Source organism: Bacillus sp. MUM 13, from assembly GCF_001866725.1.
In the GTDB taxonomy this organism is placed as follows: Bacteria; Bacillota; Bacilli; order Bacillales; family DSM-1321; genus Peribacillus.
This window is the reverse complement of the sequence record NZ_MLYQ01000027.1, coordinates 57,671-78,974: the sequence shown is the minus strand read 5'-3', so window position 1 is coordinate 78,974 and position 21,304 is coordinate 57,671. Positions and strand designations below refer to the sequence as shown.

General features: G+C 43.8%; 17 protein-coding genes. 5 read left to right on the top strand and 12 right to left on the bottom strand.

Annotated elements, in window-relative coordinates; genetic code table 11:
• Positions 1 to 6 precede the first annotated feature (6 nt).
• Both BIV59_RS08560 and BIV59_RS08555 read right to left on the bottom strand, forming a co-directional pair.
• Positions 7 to 1,194, bottom strand: a complete 1,188-nt coding sequence (locus tag BIV59_RS08560; RefSeq protein WP_071351054.1) for an acetyl-CoA C-acetyltransferase — start codon at positions 1,192 to 1,194, stop codon at positions 7 to 9.
• 309 nt (positions 1,195 to 1,503) lie between these two features.
• A complete protein-coding gene (locus tag BIV59_RS08555; protein ID WP_071351053.1) occupies positions 1,504 to 3,618 on the bottom strand; it encodes a (Fe-S)-binding protein in 2,115 nt (704 codons plus the stop codon).
• Positions 3,619 to 3,891: 273 nt separating this feature from the next.
• Here BIV59_RS08555 and cls point away from each other — a divergent pair, with 273 nt between their 5' ends.
• Positions 3,892 to 5,097, top strand: coding sequence for a cardiolipin synthase (gene cls / locus BIV59_RS08550; RefSeq protein WP_071351052.1), 1,206 nt, complete (start codon positions 3,892 to 3,894; stop codon positions 5,095 to 5,097).
• A 29-nt stretch (positions 5,098 to 5,126) separates the two neighbouring features.
• A complete protein-coding gene (gene uvsE, locus BIV59_RS08545) occupies positions 5,127 to 6,083 on the top strand; it encodes a UV DNA damage repair endonuclease UvsE (RefSeq protein ID WP_071351051.1) in 957 nt (318 codons plus the stop codon).
• 78 nt (positions 6,084 to 6,161) lie between these two features.
• Here uvsE and argS read toward each other — a convergent pair whose 3' ends face one another.
• The 4 genes from argS to speE form a co-directional block, all read right to left on the bottom strand.
• On the bottom strand, positions 6,162 to 7,832 hold the full coding sequence (argS, locus tag BIV59_RS08540) for an arginine--tRNA ligase (RefSeq protein WP_071351050.1): 1,671 nt from the start codon (positions 7,830 to 7,832) through the stop codon (positions 6,162 to 6,164).
• A gap of 1 nt (position 7,833) precedes the next feature.
• Positions 7,834 to 8,274, bottom strand: coding sequence for a YwiB family protein (locus BIV59_RS08535; RefSeq protein ID WP_071351049.1), 441 nt, complete (start codon positions 8,272 to 8,274; stop codon positions 7,834 to 7,836).
• A gap of 519 nt (positions 8,275 to 8,793) precedes the next feature.
• Complete coding sequence (gene speB / locus BIV59_RS08530; RefSeq protein ID WP_071351048.1) at positions 8,794 to 9,672, bottom strand: agmatinase; 879 nt, start codon at positions 9,670 to 9,672, stop codon at positions 8,794 to 8,796.
• 314 nt (positions 9,673 to 9,986) lie between these two features.
• Positions 9,987 to 10,814 (bottom strand): spermidine synthase, encoded by an 828-nt coding sequence (gene speE / locus BIV59_RS08525; protein ID WP_071351047.1) that lies wholly within the window; start codon positions 10,812 to 10,814, stop codon positions 9,987 to 9,989.
• Positions 10,815 to 11,280: 466 nt separating this feature from the next.
• Here speE and BIV59_RS08520 point away from each other — a divergent pair, with 466 nt between their 5' ends.
• Positions 11,281 to 13,347, top strand: a complete 2,067-nt coding sequence (locus BIV59_RS08520) for a transglycosylase domain-containing protein (RefSeq protein WP_071351046.1) — start codon at positions 11,281 to 11,283, stop codon at positions 13,345 to 13,347.
• A gap of 165 nt (positions 13,348 to 13,512) precedes the next feature.
• Here the strand turns inward: BIV59_RS08520 and BIV59_RS08515 are convergent, their stop codons facing one another.
• Positions 13,513 to 14,025: a YwhD family protein gene (locus BIV59_RS08515; protein WP_071351045.1), complete on the bottom strand. Its 513-nt coding sequence runs from the start codon at positions 14,023 to 14,025 to the stop codon at positions 13,513 to 13,515.
• Between the two features lie 24 nt (positions 14,026 to 14,049).
• On the bottom strand, positions 14,050 to 14,718 hold the full coding sequence (locus tag BIV59_RS08510) for a site-2 protease family protein (protein ID WP_071351044.1): 669 nt from the start codon (positions 14,716 to 14,718) through the stop codon (positions 14,050 to 14,052).
• A 255-nt stretch (positions 14,719 to 14,973) separates the two neighbouring features.
• Between BIV59_RS08510 and BIV59_RS08505 the strand changes: the two genes are divergently transcribed.
• Positions 14,974 to 15,159: a 2-hydroxymuconate tautomerase gene (locus BIV59_RS08505; RefSeq protein WP_071351043.1), complete on the top strand. Its 186-nt coding sequence runs from the start codon at positions 14,974 to 14,976 to the stop codon at positions 15,157 to 15,159.
• A gap of 439 nt (positions 15,160 to 15,598) precedes the next feature.
• Here the strand turns inward: BIV59_RS08505 and BIV59_RS08495 are convergent, their stop codons facing one another.
• Positions 15,599 to 16,108, bottom strand: coding sequence for a YwgA family protein (locus tag BIV59_RS08495; RefSeq protein ID WP_071351041.1), 510 nt, complete (start codon positions 16,106 to 16,108; stop codon positions 15,599 to 15,601).
• Between the two features lie 47 nt (positions 16,109 to 16,155).
• Positions 16,156 to 17,463: an HD domain-containing protein gene (locus tag BIV59_RS08490; protein WP_071351040.1), complete on the bottom strand. Its 1,308-nt coding sequence runs from the start codon at positions 17,461 to 17,463 to the stop codon at positions 16,156 to 16,158.
• 471 nt (positions 17,464 to 17,934) lie between these two features.
• Here BIV59_RS08490 and BIV59_RS08485 point away from each other — a divergent pair, with 471 nt between their 5' ends.
• Entirely contained in the window at positions 17,935 to 18,681 is a 747-nt protein-coding gene (locus BIV59_RS08485) for an RsfA family transcriptional regulator (protein WP_071351039.1), read from the top strand.
• 398 nt (positions 18,682 to 19,079) lie between these two features.
• On the opposite strand, the gene lipL is transcribed toward BIV59_RS08485, so the two are convergent.
• Both lipL and pta read right to left on the bottom strand, forming a co-directional pair.
• On the bottom strand, positions 19,080 to 19,922 hold the full coding sequence (gene lipL, locus BIV59_RS08480; protein WP_071351038.1) for an octanoyl-[GcvH]:protein N-octanoyltransferase: 843 nt from the start codon (positions 19,920 to 19,922) through the stop codon (positions 19,080 to 19,082).
• Positions 19,923 to 20,079: 157 nt separating this feature from the next.
• Complete coding sequence (gene pta, locus BIV59_RS08475; RefSeq protein ID WP_071351037.1) at positions 20,080 to 21,057, bottom strand: phosphate acetyltransferase; 978 nt, start codon at positions 21,055 to 21,057, stop codon at positions 20,080 to 20,082.
• Between the last annotated feature and the right edge of the window lie 247 nt (positions 21,058 to 21,304).

The window sequence follows — 21,304 nt, the reverse complement described above, 5'->3', positions numbered from 1 at the left end:
TTACAATCAGCCTTTTGGGACCTCAATCATAATGGCATCTCCCTGCCCGCCTCCGCTGCAGATTGCCGCTATTCCAACTCCGCCGCCCCGGCGCTTTAATTCATGCATCAAGGTAATGATAATTCTTGCTCCGCTTGCTCCGATTGGATGCCCGAGCGCAACTGCCCCGCCATTCACATTGACTTTTTCAGGATCTGTGCTTGCCAGCTTTCCGCTTGCAAGAGCCACTGCGGCAAACGCTTCATTTATTTCAAAAAGGTCAATTTCCTCTAATTTCTTCCCTGTTTTTTCTAAAATGGCGTTAATAACCAGCCCAGGAGTTTTCGGGAAATCCTTCGCTTCAACAGCTACCTCCGCATGCCCGATAATATATGCCTCTGGCTTTTTCCCTTCTTTTTGGGCACGTTCCTCACTCATCAATACAAGCGCCCCGGCACCATCATTCACTCCCGGAGCATTTCCGGCTGTTATGCTGCCTTCGTTATTAAATGCTGGTCCAAGCTTCGCAAGCTTTTCAACTGAAGTGTCTCTGCGGGGTGCTTCATCATGCTCGACGATAACCGGCTCTCCCTTTCGGACAGGAACGGTTACAGGGACAATTTCCTCTGCAAAAATCCCTCCTTCTATTGCAGAAATGGCCCTTTGATGGCTTCTGTATGACCAATCATCCTGTTCCTCTCTTGTCAGTCCAAGTTCTTCTGCCGTGCTGTTTCCATAGGTTCCCATGTGGGCACCCGTAAAGCTGCAGCTAAGGCCGTCATGAATCATCAAATCCTTCAAAGGAGCATCTCCCATACGAAGTCCCCATCTGGCTTTCGGAAGGAAATACGGCGCATTGCTCATAGATTCCATGCCGCCTGCCACGATAACCTCTTCATCTCCAAGGCGGATAATCTGATCCGCAAGCGTCACGCTTCTTAGCCCTGATGCACACACCTTATTGATCGTTTCTGTTTTAACTTCCCAAGGAATGCCTGCATGCCTGGCTGCCTGCCTGGAAGGAATTTGCCCCTGTCCTGCCTGAAGAACATTCCCCATGATTACTTCATCTACCTGGCTGCCTGAAATTCCGGCACGCTCCAATGCCTCTTTAATGGCAAATCCTCCAAGCTCTGATGCTGTAAAACTGCTTAATCCTCCGCCAAACTTTCCAAATGGTGTTCTCACTCCGCTGACAATAACTGTTTTAGCCATAATGGGTTCCTCCTCTAATTTCAATCCAGTTTTTCTCTCATCCAGCCGAAAATCCTAAGATTTGCCGATTAGCAAGCGTTGACTGAACGCTCGCTCGAAATCCAGCCAAAAAAACATCATCCAATGTAAGCGCTTTACTATAGTTTACACAATATAAAGAAAAATTTAAATAATAAAGTAACAAAAAGCGGAAGCGCCTTGGTCAGCTTGCGAAGCTAGAATTACATGAAAGGCCTGCTTCCAAAATAAAAATATTATTTTTAGAAACAGGCCTTCATCCTTTATTCAAATCTATTGGTTGTGCGGTATTTAAGACGCCAGGTTTTTGCCTTCGCCAATTACGGATTTCTCCAATAATTCTGCGACATCATACGTTTTTACGTCTTCTTCTACTTCCTTCGCTTTTGTACCATCTGTTATCATTGTCAGGCAGTAAGGGCAGCCAGAGCTGATGACGGATGGGTTCACTTGGAGTGCCTGCTCAGTCCTGGCTACATTGATGCGGTTGCCGGTTTCCTCTTCCATCCACATCAAGCCGCCGCCCGCTCCGCAGCACATTCCTTTTTCACGGTTTCGTTCCATTTCGACAAGCTTAACTCCTGGTATGGATTTCAAGATATCCCTCGGGGCATCATAAACCTCATTGTAGCGGCCAAGGTAACACGAATCATGGAACGTGATGGTTTCATTTACCGCGTGCTTTGGAGTAAGAAGACCGTCCTTGACAAGCTGTGCCAAAAGCTCGGTATGGTGATACACTTCAGCCTCAAGTCCAAAGTCAGGATATTCATTTTTAAATATATTATAAGCATGAGGATCGATGGTTACGATCTTCTTCACTTCATTCTTCTGGAACTCCTCGATGTTTTTGGCAGCAAGCTCCTGGAAGATGAATTCATTGCCCAGCCGTCGAGGCGTATCTCCAGAGTTTTTCTCCTTGTTGCCGAGAATGGCAAACTTCACACCCGCCTCATTGAGCAATTTTGCAAAGGACAAGGCAATCTTTTGGCTGCGGTTGTCGTAAGATCCCATGGAACCAACCCAGAACAGGTATTCAAACTCCTCATCAGCCTTTTTCATCTCTTTGACCGTCGGAATATGGACATCGTCTCTTATTTCTCTCCAGTCTTCTTTTTCCTTGCGGTTCAATCCCCATGGGTTGCCCTGGCGCTCAATATTCTGCATGGCGCGCTGTGCATCAGGGTTCATTTTTCCTTCCGTAAGCACCAGATAGCGGCGCATATCGATGATTTTATCAACATGCTCGTTCATGACCGGACACTGATCTTCGCAATTCCGGCAGGTCGTGCATGCCCAAAGCTCTTCTTCGGTAATGACTTCTCCTATCAGGCTCGGGTTATAAATCTCTGTCGCAGCAGCAGACTCCTGGACACCCTCATGGGCACCGGCAAGAGCCAGCTGATTTCCCTTTGTATGTCCGAATACAAAGGACGGAACCCATGGCTGCTTAGCTGTAACCACTGCTCCTGTGTTGGTTAAATGGTCACGCATTTTAATAATGATATCCATCGGCGACAGCATTTTTCCTGTGCCGGTTGCCGGACACATATTTGTACAGCGTCCGCATTCCACACAAGCATAAAGATCAATTAGTTGGTATTGAGTAAAATCTTCAATTCTTCCGGCACCAAATGACTCCTGTGACTCATCTTCAAAATCTACCGCCTTTAACTTGCCCGGGTTATCCATGCGATTCAGATAAACATTCGCCGGTCCGGCAATTAAATGCGCGTGTTTGGACTGAGGTACATAAACCAGGAAGGATAATAAAAAGATTAAATGCATCCACCAGGCTATATAGAAAACCGTAATAGCCGCTGAATGTCCCATCCATCTGGTTAAAGATGCAATGCCAGAGGCAACAGGTTCAGACCAGGAAGCAGCTTCATTGTGCCAGATTAGGCCCATTCCGTTCCCAAGCAGGACAGATACCATAAGCCCTCCGATGAAAATCAATACTAGACCTGCCTTAAAGCCCCTTTTCAAGCGGACTAGCTTTTCGATATATCTGCGGTAAAAAGCCCATACTACTGCAACAAGAATGACAAGTGTTACAATTTCCTGAAAAAATGTAAAAGCTGGATATACTGGCCCAAATGGCAAATGCGAGCCTGGGGAAATTCCCTTGATAATGAAATCAATCGCACCAAACTGAACCAAAATGAATCCGTAGAAAAACATCACATGAATCGCTCCGCTTTTCTTATCCTTCAAGAGCTTCTTTTGGCCAAATACATATACCCATATTTTCTCCAGTCTTTCTTTGACACGGTTATCGAATTCCACTTTTTTCCCCAGCTTAATATAAGCAATTCTCGTTTTGATCAAGTAAACAAACAAGCTGATTGCGTAAGCGGTTACAATAATGAATGCGATTAAGTTGATCCAAAGCAATGTATTCAATGTTTGCGCCCTCCTTTGTTGAATGTTGGCACTCCTGCCGCCACAATAGTTGAAACAGTAAAATTTTTCTGATATTGGTTACTTCCATTATATAATGAATGAGCATTCAGTCAACGAATTCTTTTCACTTTTACATACTTTTTTTCAAAATCTTATCATGGCTGATCACCTTCATCCTGCCAATTCTCTACTGAGTTTATTTAACGGGGATTAGGCATCATGCGGCAGAGCAAACTAACCTCATAATATTCCGGGATTGAAGGAGATGTTTTCATGAAAAAACTTGGAAAGGCCCTGCTTTTCCTAATAGGAATCTTCAGCTGGATGGCTGCAGATTTTAATTTGGGCAGAAAAAAGCATGCTGCATGCGGCAAAACGGCGGAAAAGTTCCCTTTCCGCCACAGCAGTATTTCCATATTTACAAATGGCCCCTCTTTTTTCGGCGATTTCTTTGAAGATATCAGGCAAGCCCAAAAAAGCATTCATATTCTTTTTTTTACGGTCAAAAGGGATGCATTCAGCATGGATTTCCTCCGGCTGCTTATGGAAAAAGCGAAAGCCGGCATCGAGGTCCGTCTATTGCTTGACCGTATCGGAAGCAAGGATATCAGCCATCTTCTTATTCGTGATCTGCGGATAATGGGCGTCCATGTTTCTTTCGCAGCGGTTCCGCAATTTCCGTTCTTTTTTTACTCATCACAGACCCGCAATCACAGGAAAATCACCATTATTGACGGAAAAACCGGCTACCTTGGGGGATTTAACATCGGCAAGGAGTACATGAACGGCAATCCCAAATTATCCCCTTGGCGTGATTATCATATAAAGGTCACTGGGGAGGGCGTGCAAGATCTGCAGACACAATTTCTGAAGGACTGGGAAATTTCCGCCAAAGAGAACATAACAAAACCCCAAGCATACTTTCCCATGCTTGCCAAAGGAGAATGCCTGCAGCAGTTTGTTTCAACCAATGGAGCTGGGCTTGAAGAGATGATGCTGAAAATTTTCAACTCTGCAAAAAAGCACATAATAATCGGCACTCCTTACTTTATACCGAGCAAAAGAGTATTAACAGGTTTAAGAGAAGTCCTTGCTAAGGGTATAAAGATAACAATCATCGTGCCCAAAAACGCAGATCATCTTTTTGTAAAAGAAGCCGCCTACCGCTATTTTAGAGTGCTGCTGAAGGAAGGAGCATACATTTATCAATATCAGAGAGGGTTTTACCATTCAAAAATCCTGTTAGCTGATGATACAATCTGTGATATCGGCACCGCGAATTTCGATAAAAGGAGCCTGTTTCTCAATCAGGAAACGAACTGCCTTATTTACGATAAGTCATTGATTGCCCTCGTTCAAAATCTGCTTGAAGAAGATATACAGCATTCACGGCCATTGACTGAAGATATGCTCGCGAATATGGGGATTTTTATTAAAATTAAGGAAAGAATTGCGGCACTGCTCTCCCCATTTCTGTGACAGCTGCTGCTGCCTGTAAGGAGGGCAACATGAAGATACGATTTGGATACGTTGCAAATGCAACATTGCTATGGGATGCTTCACCGGCAAAATCCCTTACCTTTAAACGATTCAGCGAGCTTGGAAAAGGTGAAAGAATAAATAAACTGCATGAAGTGACGCTGCAGAACATTGAGAATACACGAAGAATCCTTCTCTATAATGCCGCACATCAAATAGAAGTGTATCGCCTTTCCAGCTCGATTGTTCCTCTTGCCACACATCCCGAGGTACAATGGGATTTTGTGGAACCTTTTAAAAAAGAATGGGAAGAGCTTGGAAGCCTCATCAAACAGTATGGCATGCGTGTCAGCTTCCATCCTAACCAATTCACCCTGTTTACAAGTTCAAATCCTGTCATAACGGCTAATGCTGTAAAGGATATGGTATTTCATTATGAAATGCTGAGTGCCATGGGTGTGGAGAAGGAATCTGTCATCAATATCCATGTTGGCGGTGCCTATGGTGACAAAGCGAAGGCAACAACACGCTTTTATGAAAATATTGCGGCACTGCCCCTTCATGTCAAACAGCAGATGACTCTGGAAAACGACGATAAAACTTATACTGCAGATGAAACATTGAAGGTCTGCCAAAATGAAAACATCCCAATGGTTTTTGATTATCATCACTATATGGCTAATCAGGGAGAGAAACCTTTCGAGGACCTGCTTCCAGATATTTTTGCAACCTGGGAGCATACTGGCCTTATACCTAAAATACATGTTTCATCACCTAAAAACGAAAAAGAATTCCGCTCCCATTCCGACTTTGTCGATTTGGAGTTTCTTATGCCTTTAATAAAGGCACTGAGGACACTAAACCAGGATGTTGATTTCATGATTGAAGCGAAAAAAAAGGACCAGGCCATGCTGAAGCTTGTTGAAGACATATCCAAAATCAGAGGCGTAAAACGAATCTCGGGCGGATCTGCTGAGTGGAAATGACAGGGACCCGGGGACCTGAGTCATATGCAAAAAGGCAGCCAGACTCTTCTAGAGCCTTGGCTGCCTTTAATTATGATTTTACATTTTTTCCGGTGCGGAAACTCCGATAAGAGCAAGCGCGTTTTTAAGTGTAATCTGTACAGATTTTACCAATGAAAGACGAGCTTTGCTTCTATCCATGTTTTCGGGATCAAGCACTTTGTCTGCATTGTAGAAGCTGTGGAATACAGAAGCCAGATCAAAGATATAATTCGTCATTCGATGCGGCATGCGTTTTTCTGCAGCTTCTGCAATAGCCTGCGGGAATTCTCCAAGTTTTTTCAGAAGCTCTACTTCTTTTTCAGATGAAAGAAGCGAGAAGTCTGCTGTTTTATCATATTGGATGCTCTGCTCCTCACCTTGGCGCAGGATGCTGGAGATACGGGCATGTGCGTACTGGGCATAATAAACTGGATTGTCATTTGACTGGGAAACAGCAAGATCCAAATCAAAATCCATATGTGTATCGGCGCTTCTCATTGCAAAGAAATAACGGACAGAATCCAATCCTACTTCTTCAATCAAATCGCGCATTGTCACTGCTTTACCAGTCCGTTTGCTCATTTTCATTTTCTCGCCGTTTTTATATAAGTGGACAAGCTGAATGATTTCGACCTCAAGCTGGTCACGGCTGTAGCCAAGTGCTTCAATTGCCGCCTTCATGCGGGGAATATAGCCGTGGTGGTCGGCACCCCAGATGTTAATAAGCTTATCAAATCCGCGTTCCAATTTATTGCGGTGATAGGCAATATCCGGAGTCAGGTAGGTATAGGAGCCATCCTGCTTGATTAAAACCCGGTCTTTGTCATCGCCTAATTCTGTAGAACGGAACCAGGTTGCGCCGTCCTGTTCATAGATATGGCCTCTTTCCTTAAGTTCAGCCAGAGCTTCATCGATTTTGCCGTCTTGGTAAAGAGATGTTTCCGAATACCAGACATCAAAAGGAACACGGAAGTTTTCAAGATCCGTCTTCAGTTTGCCCATTTCATATTTAAGCCCATATTCTCTGAAAAAGGCAAAACGGCTATTTTCATCTTCATGAACATATTTATCGCCGAATTCTTCTGCAAGTTTTTTGCCGATATTGATAATATCCGCACCATGATATCCATCCTCAGGCATTTCTTTATCCATCCCTAGCGCCTGGAAATAGCGGGCCTCTACAGAATAGGCAAGGTTATTGATCTGATTGCCTGCGTCATTGATATAATATTCGCGGGAAACATCGTAACCTGCTTTGTCCAGCACATTGCAAAGCGAATCGCCTACCGCTGCTCCGCGGGCATGGCCAAGGTGAAGATCTCCTGTCGGATTAGCCGAAACAAACTCAACCTGGATTTTTTCCCCTTTCCCGAAATCACTTTCCCCATAAGTATCGCCAGCTTGTAAGATAACAGGAATCAGCTCAGTCAGGTACTGATTATTCATATAAAAATTGATAAATCCCGGTCCTGCAATTTCAATTTTTTCAATGGAGGCTTTTGAATGGTCAAAGTTTTCAATAATCGCTTCAGCAATTGCACGGGGTGCTTTCTTGGCCACACGAGCGAGCTGCATGGCCATATTTGTAGAATAATCTCCATGAGTTTTATCTTTCGGAAGCTCCAGAATGACACCTGGAATTTGTTCCTCTGCCGCCAAGCCAGCCTTGATGGCGGCATTTTTAATTTCCTGCTTTAATTTACTCTGAACCTGTTCAACTATGTTCATTTCATGCTTCCTCCCTGAATGCAATCGTCATTTCATAATATCCTTTTTCACTGCCCTGCATGGTTAATTCATAATTCAGGACCAGCTTGCCTTCCTTTTCATCTTCATTCCACTGGTATTCAAGGGAATTTGTATGAGTGATCATCCCCAATGTTCCATATACGCTTTCATAATGGCCATGTGCAGTTTCTTCCGGCACAAATGACTGCCTCATCTTGACCGCGCCATTTCTCAGCAGAAGTGCTTCGTGCCCTTTGTATTTAATGGTGGTCTGCGTTTTTCCGTACTCATTTTCTTCACCATATTGAAGGTAAAGAGATCCTGCTTTGAAAAACATTGCTCCAAAGGTGATTAATTCATACGATTCCGTTCCCGATCCATTTCTGATTTTTGTTTGCAATGTAACCTTTATATTCTTTTTTTCGCTATCCTGAAGAGTCAATTTTACACTTCCTCACTACACTTATAACCCTATAAGTATAAATATTCTTTGGGCAAGTTTCAACACCTGAAAAATAAGCATGCCGCCTGCCTTTTAAAAAGGAGGAAAAATAGCTATATCAAAAACGCGCATCAGAGAATTATTGTTAACAAAATGTCACCTCTATAAACGTTTCTGCTAACTACTAAAAATCCCCTCTGAAATATGGACTATTTTTATAAAAAAATGTTTTCGTAATCTTTGCTGCTATCGGACAAGGCGGCTGATTTCCGCTCCAGGATGCTCGCTCCAATCAACCTGACTTAACAACGGGATCCCCTCACAGAACACATTAAAAAACAACAACCTTTAAGAAAAGAGCCTTAAAAAAAATCAGGCTAGGCTGTTTTATCTTCCATTTTAATGGATATTCGATTCTATTTGGGCTTTATTCGAGCCAATTCAAGCGAAATGCAGAAAACGGCTAGTTAAAAGTAAAAGCGGTCCCAGCTCTAAGCTGAAACCGCTATTCATCCTCTGTTATCGTTTTTGCACCCAGCCCAGAATCATTTCACGAATCAGTTTGCTGGCTGTATTCGCTGTTTGTTCGGAAGAATCATATATAGGAGCTACTTCGACTAAGTCACAGCCCACTACCTTTACCTCAGAACGGGCAATTTCATGGATAGATGCTAAAAGCTCTTTCGATGTGATTCCGCCTGCATCCACTGTGCCTGTGCCAGGAGCATGGGCAGGATCCAGTACATCAATATCAATCGTGACATATACAGGACGTCCAGCCAGTTTAGGAAGCACTTCTTTCAATGGCTCCAAAACTTCAAACTTAGAGATCTGCATGCCATTTTCCTTGGCCCACTGGAACTCTTCCTTCATGCCGGAGCGGATTCCGAAAGAATATACGTTTTTCGGGCCGATATGCTCGGCAATTTTACGGATTGGCGTAGAATGTGAAAGCGGCTCGCCTTCATACTCTTCACGAAGATCGGTATGGGCATCCATATGGATAATGGCTAGATCCGGATACTTCTTGTACATAGCCTTCATAACAGGCCAGGCAACCAAATGCTCCCCGCCCATGCCAAGCGGAAATTTCCCTGCCTCTAATACGCTGTCTACAAACTCTTCGATCATATCTATGCTTCGCTGCGGATTGCCGAACGGAAGCGGAATATCGCCTGCATCAAAATACTTTACTTCCTCAAGCTCACGGTCCAAATATGGACTGTATTCTTCAAGGCCGATAGAAACCTCCCTGATTCTTGTCGGTCCAAACCTTGAGCCTGGACGGTAGCTGACTGTCCAATCCATAGGCATTCCATAAATGACTGCTTCCGCTTCATCAAAATTAGAATGGCTTTTAATAAATACATTGCCTGAGTATGCTTCATCAAAACGCATCATTTTTCCTCCTTCATTTCAAAATGAAAGGGAGAGTATGCTCTCCCTTTCATCAGAGTTTTCTTTATTTAATCCAGCTTCAGCACCTAGCCCTTCGAGGTCATAAGTCACTCAAGAATTGAAGGCAAAGAGCGCCTTCTATTCTTGCGCGTCTTATGCTATTCAGGGCTAAACAGGCGCTTGCGCTTTTTATTTAATCCAGCTTCAGCACCTAGCCCTTCGAGGTCATAAGTCACTCAAGAACTGAAGGCAAAGAGCGCCTTCTATTCTTGCGCGTCTTATGCTATTCAGGGCTAAACAGGCGCTTGCGCTTTTTATTTAATTAAGTCTTGTACAAATTTCGGTAAAACAAATGCAGCTTTGTGAAGTTCTTTTGTGTAGTATTTTGTTTCGATTTCATGGAAACGCTCTTCGCTTACTTGAAGCGGGTCATGTTTTTTAGAACCGATTGTGAATGTCCACAGGCCGCTTGGGTAAGTCGGGATGTTCGCTGTGTAAAGGCTTGTGATCAGGAAGATTTCCTTCACGTCTCTTTGTACGTCTCTGATCAGGTCCGCTTTGAACCAAGGGTTGTCGGTCTGTGCAACAAAAATCCCATCTTCCTTCAATGCTTTTGAAATCCCTGCATAGAAGCCTTTTGAGAATAAGTTGACAGCAGGGCCAACTGGTTCAGTGGAGTCAACCATGATGACATCATATTCGTTCTCGCTTTGGGCAATATGCATAAATCCATCATCCACTTGGACGTCCACTCTTGGATCATCAAGCATTCCCGCAATTTCCGGAAGGTACTTTTTAGAGTACTCTATTACTTTTCCGTCAATATCCACAAGTGTTGCTTTCTTCACGCTTGGGTGCTTTAGGACTTCACGGATCACACCGCCGTCTCCTCCGCCCACTACTAATACATTTTCAGGATTAGGATGCGTAAACAATGGCACATGGGCCACCATCTCATGGTATACAAATTCATCGCGTGTCGATGTCATGACCATGTCATCAAGAAGAAGCATATTGCCCCACTCTTCAGTTTCGACCATATCCAGTTTTTGGAAATCTGTTTGTTCCGTATGTAAAGTGCGGTTAATTTTCATTGTAATTCCAAAATTCTCTGTTTGTTTCTCTGTAAACCAAATGCTCATTATTCCGCTTCCTTTCTTGAATCCGTTTTTATTTTATCCCGTTTTAACAGGCAATTGTTCATCATAAAGGATGAAAGAAAATCCCCTGATGGAAGTTTCACTATATTTTACACGAACATTATTAATATTCCCTAACAATACTATAACAATGACTTTAATTCTGTCCGGTAATTCGACACGATTTTCATCATGATTAGCTAGAAAAAGTATAGACGAATTCAGCAAAATTGCAAGATTTTTTTTGTCTGCTGCTTCCTTATGTTTAAAAAAGGAAGTTTTTTTTCATACTTACTAATAAGTTCTTTTCTTAAATGGCATGACGTCTATTCAGCATGCTTTGCAAGAAAGGAGATTGATGTTTTTTAGGCTCCGTTAAAGTCCATGCAGATTTTAACCCGTATGAATGAGCCGGGCGGGGCCTGCAGTGAACACGATATTATTATAGCCAAAAAAAGAGGTGGAAACAGTGGAGCTAATTACTGAGCGTTTCAAGAGATCTACCAAATACATACGCGCGTTCATCATCGTGACAGCACTCTCTGCTCTGTTGCTGTTTTTAATGTTTCTTGCTCTTTTCATGTATGCAAAAGTTCTGGGGCCGCCTCCAGTCGCGGTGCCGCAGTCTACCTTGTATTATAGCGAAAGCGGCAAGGTAATCGGCGAAACCAGCCATGGACAAAAACGGTATTGGGTCCCGATCCAAGAGATATCTCCGGATTTGATCAATGCCACAGTAGCTGTTGAAGACCGCCAGTTTTATACACATCGGGGATTTGATTTAAAAAGGATTGCGGGCGCTGTTTTGGCGGATATGCGCTCCATGTCCAAGGTGCAGGGTGCAAGCACCATCACCCAGCAGTATGCCCGGAACCTTTACCTTGGACATGATAAAACATGGAAAAGAAAGTTAAGTGAAGCCTTTTACACGATCCGCCTTGAAATGAATTACTCGAAAAGAGATATTCTTGAAGGCTATTTAAATACCATTTACTACGGGCACGGAGCTTATGGAGCCCAGGCAGCGAGCCTTTATTATTATGGAAAAAACGCAAAAGACCTGACACTTGCCGAATCCAGCATGCTTGCCGGTGTTCCAAAGGGGCCTTCACGGTACTCGCCACTGGCCAACTTGGAAAAAGCAAAGCTGCGCCAGCAAGTGGTTCTGTCCTCCATGGTTCAAAAGAAATATATCAGCACAAAACAAAAGCTTGCAGCAATCCGCGCCCCCCTCTCCTTTAATGGAGAAAAAGAAACCGTACATGGCAGGATTGCTCCCTACTTTCAGGATGCGGTGAAACAGGCTTTAAAAACGCAGCTGCATTTGGACGACAGGACGATTGAGCTTGGCGGGCTCCGGGTTTATACCACCCTAAACGAAAAAACGCAGGCTGCCGCAGAAAAATCTTTTTCTGATATTATATCAAGCGAGTCCAATGTCCAGGCAGCACTTGTGGCTATGAATCCTAAAACAGGCGCTGTAACGGCGCTTGCAGGCGGAAGGGATTATGATAAATCGCCATTTAACCGGGCAACGCAGGCTATCCGCCAGCCAGGCTCAACCATTAAGCCGATCCTATATTATTCTGCGCTGGAGAAGGGATTCACTCCTTCTACCACACTGAAAAGCGAGGCAACGACATTTAAATATGACGGTGGCCAATCGACATATACCCCTCATAATTACAATAGCCAATATGCCAACGGGGACATTACCATGGCACAGGCCATCGCGCTTTCGGATAATATATTTGCGGTAAAAACCAATCTTTTTCTCGGTGAGAAATCTCTGGTCCAAAACATCCGGAAGTTTGGACTGACAACGAAAATGCATGCTTCGCCTTCACTTGCACTCGGCACCTCTGGCGTACGGGTGATTGAGATGGTCAACGCCTACAGCCTGCTGGCTAACGGCGGGAAGCATGTTACACCTATTTTCATTAAAAGGGTGGAAAATCAAAAGGGCGATGTTATTTTCGAACAAAAAACCGACCATGAACAATTACTTGACCGGAATAAAGCCTTTGTCATGACCGAAATGCTTACAGGTGTCTTTGATAAAAAGCTCAATGGATACACAAAAGTAACCGGCAGTACAATAGCTCCAGAGCTTACAAGACCGTATGCCGGAAAATCCGGATCGACCACAACAGATAGCTGGATGATTGGTTATGCACCGCAGCAGGCAGCGGGAGTCTGGGTAGGTTATGACCAGGCTAAGAAAATGGAGAATCCGGCTGAGAACGTATATGCCAAGAAAATTTGGGCTGATTTTATGGAAACCAGCCTTGAAGATACACCCGTAAAGCCTTTCAAAAAACCCAGCGGTGTTGTCGGGGTATATGTGAATCCTCAAAACGGCAAACTGGCAACAAAAGACTGCCCTGTCAAAAGGAAAACATATTTTGTCAAAGGCACTGAGCCTGAAGAATACTGCACAGAGCACCTTCCGAATAGCCAAAATACAATACTGGCATCTCCCGAAAAACATAAAAAAAGCTGGTATAAACGGATCCTGCATTTCTGGGGGCATTAACTCCATACAGACAAAAAACCTCGAAGCCATCTTAAGCTTCGAGGTTTTTCGTGTCCTAGCTATATAGCGCTTTAAACGCTTTCTATCAGTTTACTGATATTCCTTTCATTTCACAAGATACCAGCAGCCATTTTTCGAAATTTCACAAAAATGACACAAAGTGATTTATTGTACGGTTAGTCCCTGTTTTAATTCCTCTGATGACCGTTCCCACATACCTGCATCATGATTCATCAAGAATGTCGCCAGGATTTCCTTCGAACGATCATCCATGTGATCGACAATGATCTTTCTTTTAAGAGATTTATCCATGCGGTTCACGTGCTCTGGAAGCGATTTGTATCCCCTCCGGATTTCACGGTCTACTGTCATCTCGCATGCCGTCACACCTGCATACATAGGGCCTGCCTGAGTTAGTTCAATGGTTACCCATACAAGCCAGTATGGTTTGGCGTTTGGCACTTCTTCTTTTGTTTTCAAAAATTTAATTCCGCGCTCCACTGTACTTCTTGCGTGCATGGCGCCAATATCTACAGCAGCCTCTCCTGCTTCAATATCAATGATGACTGGAGCAATATTATCCAGTGTCAGTACACCGGCTCCATATCCGCCATGGCCTTCTGTCGGATCATTTTTAATAATATTAAAACCCAGTTTCTTTTTTGGCTGTTCTTCCACGACTATTCCTCCTTATATCAGAAGCTATAAAAATAAAGATGCGAAGAAATTATTTAATCCATCCATAAAAAACGGCAGCACCGCATTGAAAATCGGCTGAATGGTGTAGCTGTTCAGCTGCGGAATCAAAATCAGGATCAGAAAAATCAATGAGCCGTATCCTTCATATTGCGTCATCTTTGCCCGTATATCCCTTGGTGCAAGGTCCTGCAGGATGCGATATCCGTCAAGCGGAGGCAGCGGCAGCATATTAAAGACAAACAGCACAATATTCAGCTGATAAAATGTATTGAAAAATGAAGTAACATAAAACGGCATGTCAGCATCCGCCCCTGAAGCCACAAGAATATACCAGATAAGCAGGGCAAAAACAGCAAGAAGCAGATTGCTTAAAGGGCCAGCAAAGGACACCAGAATGCCTGCAAGCCTTGGCCTTTTAAAATTAAAATGGTTAACGGGCACCGGACGCGCCCAGCCGAATCCGGCAACCAGAAGCAGCAGAGTCCCAAAGGGATCAAGATGCGAAACAGGATTGAGCGTCACCCTCCCCTGATTCTTAGCCGTAGGGTCACCAAATTTAAACGCTACATAAGCATGCGAAAATTCATGAAATGTAAATGCAATCAGCAAAGTCAAAACAACATATGGAATTTGATCAAGACTAAATGCTAAATATTGATTTAAAAAATCCAATCAGCTTCTCCTCCATCTTTTACTAAACAATAGTATACATGAAAATCATGCAGAAAGTAAAAAGCTCAAGCCCCTTAATTGATAGCAACAAAGACTTATCACACAACACCATGCGCGGCTGCGTATTTGCTGCCCCGTCCAGCACAAAATAAGCCGTATAAGAATGGACCGCCTAGATTCTATCTAACTTTTCTTGCAATTCATATATGAGTATGAAACACTACAATCATAGAATATGAAAGGAGGGCTTTGTACATGCCATTTGTAACTGTCAAGATGCTTGAAGGACGCACGGAGGAACAGAAAAAAGCATTGGTTGAAAAAGTAACAGAAGCCGTTATCGAAACAACCGGAGCATCCAAAGAAAAAGTGACTGTCTTCATCGAAGAAATGTCCAAAAACCACTACGCAACCGGCGGAGTCCGCCTAAGCGACCAGTAATTTAAAAAGCGCAAGCGCCTTGGTCAGCTTGCGAAGCAAATAGGGTTTCGGCCATGGAAGGCGCTTTTTGCCTTCCGGGGCCGAAACATCTTTTGCGCAGCAAGCTAGGCGCTGGAGCTGGACTACCCAAAAAGCGCAAGCGCCTGTTCATAGGATCAAAGACTAAGAACGCCGCGTCCTGCGGCAACGTCTTCGTGACCCCCGTCCTGGGGGCCCCCGACAAGCATAAGGCGCGTAAGAATAGAAGGCGCTCTTTGCCTTCAATTCTTATGTGACTTATGACCTCGAGGGGCTAGGCGCTGGAGCTGGACTACCCATAAAGCGCAAGCGCCTGTTAATAGGATCAAAGACTAAGAACGCCGCGTCCTGCGGCAGCGTCTTTGTAACCCCCATCTTGAGGGCCTCAGCAGATGCAGATATCAAAAAGAAAAGCTAAGCCCTATTGCGGCTTAGCTTTTCCTTTTAATTGTTCTATATAAAGATAGGCCTCGTCAACTTCTTCAAGGGTATACTTCTGTTTGCTTTTCAGGGTAAAGATCTTTTCAGCTACTTCTTCCCTCTCCAGCTCCTCAAAGTACAATACGGTCGACACCAGTTCCAAAAAACGGGCACTTTGGTCATTCATATCCACCAGGCAGACCTCCATGGATGGAATCTCCATATCGTGCATTTTCATAAATTCTTTGCCCGAATCTGTAATTGAATAACAATATTGATAATATCCTGCCTTTTTTTCTTTTACTTCATTCAGGTAACCCATATTGCACAGCTCTTCAATTCTGAGAGTCAGTTCTTCTGAATAGGGCCCGTAAAAATGAAAATGGAATTTTTCATGAAAAGGAAAGGACAGTTTTTTTGCTATATATATAATTTTCTGCAGCTTTTTCCTTCCAGAAATTTCTCCCGCAGCAAAAACAGCATGCATAATCTTGGCATGATCCTTAAACAAGGCTCATCACTCCTCACCCAAAATGTTCCCAAAGCAAAGCATCATTCTCATTCCGGCAGTTCCAGCAGCTCCCGGATCTGCCTTTTTATATTCTTTTTCGATGACTCGTCCCTCAGCAAATCTGCGGGGAAATACAGCTTGTGGTCTGTACGCCTTTTCCCCGAAATGGAATCGACTATCTCCGATTCACGCGATAATTCTCGGACTTCACCGTTATTCTTCAGCAGGTGTATGGGCAGTCGCTCTTCCTCCTCGCCCGGCCTGTAGAAATCATAGGGCAAATCAGAGGAAGAATCGACCTCCAGATAATAATCCGGATCGATTCCTGCCTTCTTGAACAACCTGTTTAGTTCCATTAACTTATTCATTTGATCATTTGATGGATGGAACTCCGTGTACTTGAAAAGCCTGCGATTCATAAAACGGTCGCACAAATCGCTCAGCACCGGATCCTCTTCCTCCTCCCACATCTGAAAATAATACAGCATTACAGCTTCATCCAGCTTTAAATAATCCTCAAGCGTGACGTTTCCTTTGAAAAGAGAGTAGAAGTGCACCGGGTCTTGCCTAAAGGAATAGCCTGCCTCGAATAAGTGCTTTGCTCTATGCAGGATCTTCGTAAGAATGACTTCTGCACTTCGGGTAACAGGATGAAAGTAAATCTGCCAATACATCTGATAGCGGCTCATGATATAATCCTCCACCGCATGCATGCCGCTTTGTTTGATGACAGCGCCGTCCTCGCGCGGCCTCATGACGCGCAAAATCCGCTCCATATCAAACTGGCCATAGCTTACCCCTGTGAAATATGCATCACGCTGCAGATAATCCATGCGGTCGGCATCTATTTGACTAGAAATCAGGCTGACTACTAGTTTGCTTCCGTAAGTCTTGGCAATAACCTCTGCAACTTTTTTCGGAAAATCCTTCGAAACCCTTTGCAGGACCTGATTTACTTCAGTATCGCCCAAAACGATTTCACGTGTGAAATGTTCATGATCTGTGTCGAAAACCTTTTCGAAAGAATGGGAAAACGGGCCGTGCCCCAAATCATGCAGAAGTGCCGCACACAGGGAAAGCAGCCGCTCGTCTCCATTCCATTCCGGCCTTCCTTCAAAAACATCATCAATGATTCTGCGGACGATTTCATACACGCCCAGCGAATGACTCAGCCTGCTGTGCTCAGCTCCATGAAAGGTCAAGTAAGTCGTTCCCAGCTGCTTGACCCGGCGGAGACGCTGAAACTCCCTTGTTCCTATCAAATCCCAAATGACCCTGTCACGCACGTGAATATAACGGTGGACCGGATCCTTAAACACTTTTTCTTCGCTTAATTTTTCGCGGGAATATGCCATGGACGACCCTCTTTTTTATAGATTCAAAATTTATATAGGTGAACTGAAATGTATGTTGTTTTGTTCTCTTTGTATAGCTCACGGCTTTTCAAGCTGCACATGGTTTTTTATTCTATCATGCTGTTATTATAGCTCGTTTCATACAAAAAAAATATGCCCAAACCTTTCTCCTTTTCAATCAAAAACAGGTGAAAACCAGATGGCTGCAGCAAAAATAGACATTTTTCGCCCATAAGAATTTTTTTCTCTAACATTCTACCCTGCCTGCACTGTTTGAAAACAATGCTGCCCAAACATTTGCGGCTGAAAAGTCTTCTGAAATAAAAACTATTATCCTTTTAGTTTTCTGTATAAAAAGTCCAATAGGTGTCAAACATGTAGATAAGCAAATACATTACAGGCAAACGCAAAAACGAATTTAGTATGTTACCAATTTTGTTTTTGGATGCTAGAGGAAAGGGAGTTGGCAGTATGAAAGTCCGTCAAGATGCTTGGACCGAAGAAGATGATTTATTGTTGGCAGAAACAGTTCTGAGACATGTCCGTGAAGGCAGCACTCAATTGAATGCATTTGAAGAAGTCGGAGATAAACTGAACAGAACCTCGGCAGCCTGCGGATTCCGCTGGAATGCCGTTGTCCGCCATACCTACGACAAAGCGCTTCAATTGGCAAAAAAACAGCGAAAGCAGCGCCAGCGCATTTTAGGTAAAGATCAGGGGGGAAAGAAACGCCTCCTGTATACCCCTCCTGCACCGACCATCCAGGATATCGTCACTGTGCAGCCGGATATAGACGAACAGGAAGAATCCGAAACTATCAATTATCAGGCTGAAGAGCTGGTTTATCCAGAACCTGGGCCTGAACCGAAAGCCGCTGCTCAAAGCCGCCCTTATGCAGCTGCAGGCAGCCCGCTGTCACTTGATCTTGTTATTTCTTATCTTCAATCCATGAACGGTGCAGTGCTTCAGGCAGAGGTCCTGAAATCCGAAAACGAACGGCTTCACCTGGAAATTCAGGAGCTTAAAGCAAGAAATCAGGAACTGGCAAAGAAGGTATCAAGTCTAGAGCAAAATACAGGACTTATCCAGGAAGATTATGAAACTTTAATGAAAATCATGAACCGGGCCAGAAAGTTAGTTTTACTGGAGGAAGATGATCGTCCTGCCACTAAGTTCAAAATGGACCGAAATGGAAATCTTGAAAAACTGGCAGAATAATGGACAAGGTATATGATATACAAGGGCTCTGTTAGCGTAAGCTTTAACATAGCCTTTTTCTTATGGGCAGCGGGACGATTTGAGGCAGTAAAATTCCAAAAATCACGCATCGGCTCGAATGGGTCGGGATTTGGCTCTAATCATAGCGTATTTCGCTCTAATCAGAGAGGATTTGGCTCTAATCCCCGCTGATTTAGAATCATTATCCAAATAAATGGTAATTTCCCCCTTGTGAACTGATGCCGTTCACCTCAAGATCCTATTGAAAATGGGTTATTTTCGTTATACTTCACCAATTAACCGTTATTTCAACTGAAACATTAATATCCTTAGCTATAAATATAAAAAAATCTGTTTTTGAACCCAGGTCGGGATCAAAAACAGATTTTTTCCGGACATCAAAGTGACTGAAAGACTTTTTCGTTTCTTTCCGTCACTCTTGTCAAATATGCTTCATATAGCGGCCATTCTTCTCCTGATAATTGAGAGGATTCTACCGGGCCCCCCATTTCCTTTAAAGATCTCAGAAACCTCAGCATGACATCGCCAATGGTCAAAGGTACAGAAAGCAGCTCTGTTAATGATGCCATGACTGAAGGCTTAATTTCAGGATAGGAAAACCTCGTTTCCTCATTTTCTTTAGCAGCTTTGTAGAAGCCTTTAATGAGGGAAGCCCTGTCTGATCCGCTGCCATTTACGCACAAATAAATCTGCACAGCCACACCATTGCGGATGCGCCGCTGTGAAATACCTGCGAATTTTTTCCCGCCAATGCTTAAATCATAGCTTCCCGGACAATAGGAACCTGTAATTTCCCTGGCTTCAATATTTGCGCCAAAATCGGAAAACATGCATTTGACCAGCTCAAACATCGCATCATAGCCCCTGTTGATTTCTATCTTCCGTTCCGTCTCAGGGAATATTAAAGATATATTCAATACCCCTTCATCAAGGACCACTGCCAGTCCGCCGGAATTTCTGACAATCACCTGATATCCTTGTTCTCCAAGTGTTTTCAGGCCATTTTGCAGAAAAGGGAGCTTAGTATCCTGAATCCCAAGTACTATGGTCCGATGGTGAACCCATGCTCTAGCGGCTGCAGAGGAATTCCCCCCGCCAACAGAAGCACAAAGTGTATCATCCATGGCAAAGGACTGCAGGGCGTGAAAACCCTCCCCCAGCGATGATTGATCAATAATCCGCCATTGCGGCTGTTTGAGCAATGAACTTGTATCATTCATAAGTATTCTTCCTTTAGCGATGTAATTTAAATATTGATCTATAGAACGCTTTTTATTATAGCATGGGCAATCCGCCGCTTCGAGATGAGCAGGAGAAGACCACAATGAAAAAAGAAGAAAGCAGGCTGCCCGTTAACCTGCAGCCTGCTTTCTTCTTTTAATGATGCAAAGCCTGTGCAGCGGTAATCAGAGCCAGCTTATAGACATCTTCTTCGCTGCAGCCTCTTGACAGATCATTTACAGGACGGTTCAGCCCCTGCAGAATTGGTCCTACCGCTTCAAAATTCCCAAAACGCTGAGCAATTTTGTATCCGATATTTCCCGCTTCCAGACTTGGGAAAACAAATACATTTGCATCTCCCTGAATAAGGGAATCCGGTGCTTTTTTCTGTGCAACGGAAGGTACAAACGCTGCGTCAAACTGGAATTCTCCATCAAGAATCAAGCTTGGGTCCTTAGCCTGTGCTTCCCTAACAGCATGTGACACCTTTTCGGTTTCCGGCGATACGGCTGACCCCTTCGTCGAAAAGCTAAGCATTGCTACACGCGGCTCAATATCGAACATGCGGGCAGTTTTAGCACTTTCTATGGCAATTTCAGCAAGATCATGGCTGTCCGGAGAAATATTGATGGCACAATCTGCAAACACATAACGTTCATCATCACGGACCATTATAAACACACCAGAGGTTTTATTCACTTCCGGCTTGGTCTTGATAATCTGAAGTGCCGGCCTTACTGTATCAGCAGTAGAGTGCGCGGCCCCGCTTACCAGCCCGTCTGCTTTGTTTGTATGAACCAGCATCGTGCCAAAGTAATTTTCATCTAATAGGATTGAACGGGCAGATTCTGCGGTTGCCTTGCCATTGCGGCATTCCACAAAGGCAGCTACCAGCTCGTCCGCCATTATATAGTTGGAGGGATCATAAATTTCACAGGCCTCCACTGAAATTCCCAGTTCCTTTGCTTTGTCCATTACCCCTTCGATTGGACCGATTAAAATAGGAGTAAGCAGTTTTTCCTCCGCAAGCCTTCCTGCTGCCCTGAGCACTCTTTCATCCATGCTTTCCGGAAAAACAATCCTTAAATTGTTGCCGGTGATTTTTTCTTTTAAAACGTCAAATAAATCTCTCATATACACATCTCCTCTATTTTCAAAAAAGTATAACAGCTATATTCAGAAGCAAAAAGAAGAATTTGGCTTTACCTTGCCTTAACCGGCCGCAAACAATCCTTCTTCAAATACTTTATTGCAGTTAATAGTATCCATTTGAACAAATTTGTTTACCTGACCAGAATAGTGAAATATGGCAGGTTCCCTAAATTGATAATTTCCTTTTTAACAGCATCTTAATCCTTTTATATGAATTCCTTTGAACCCA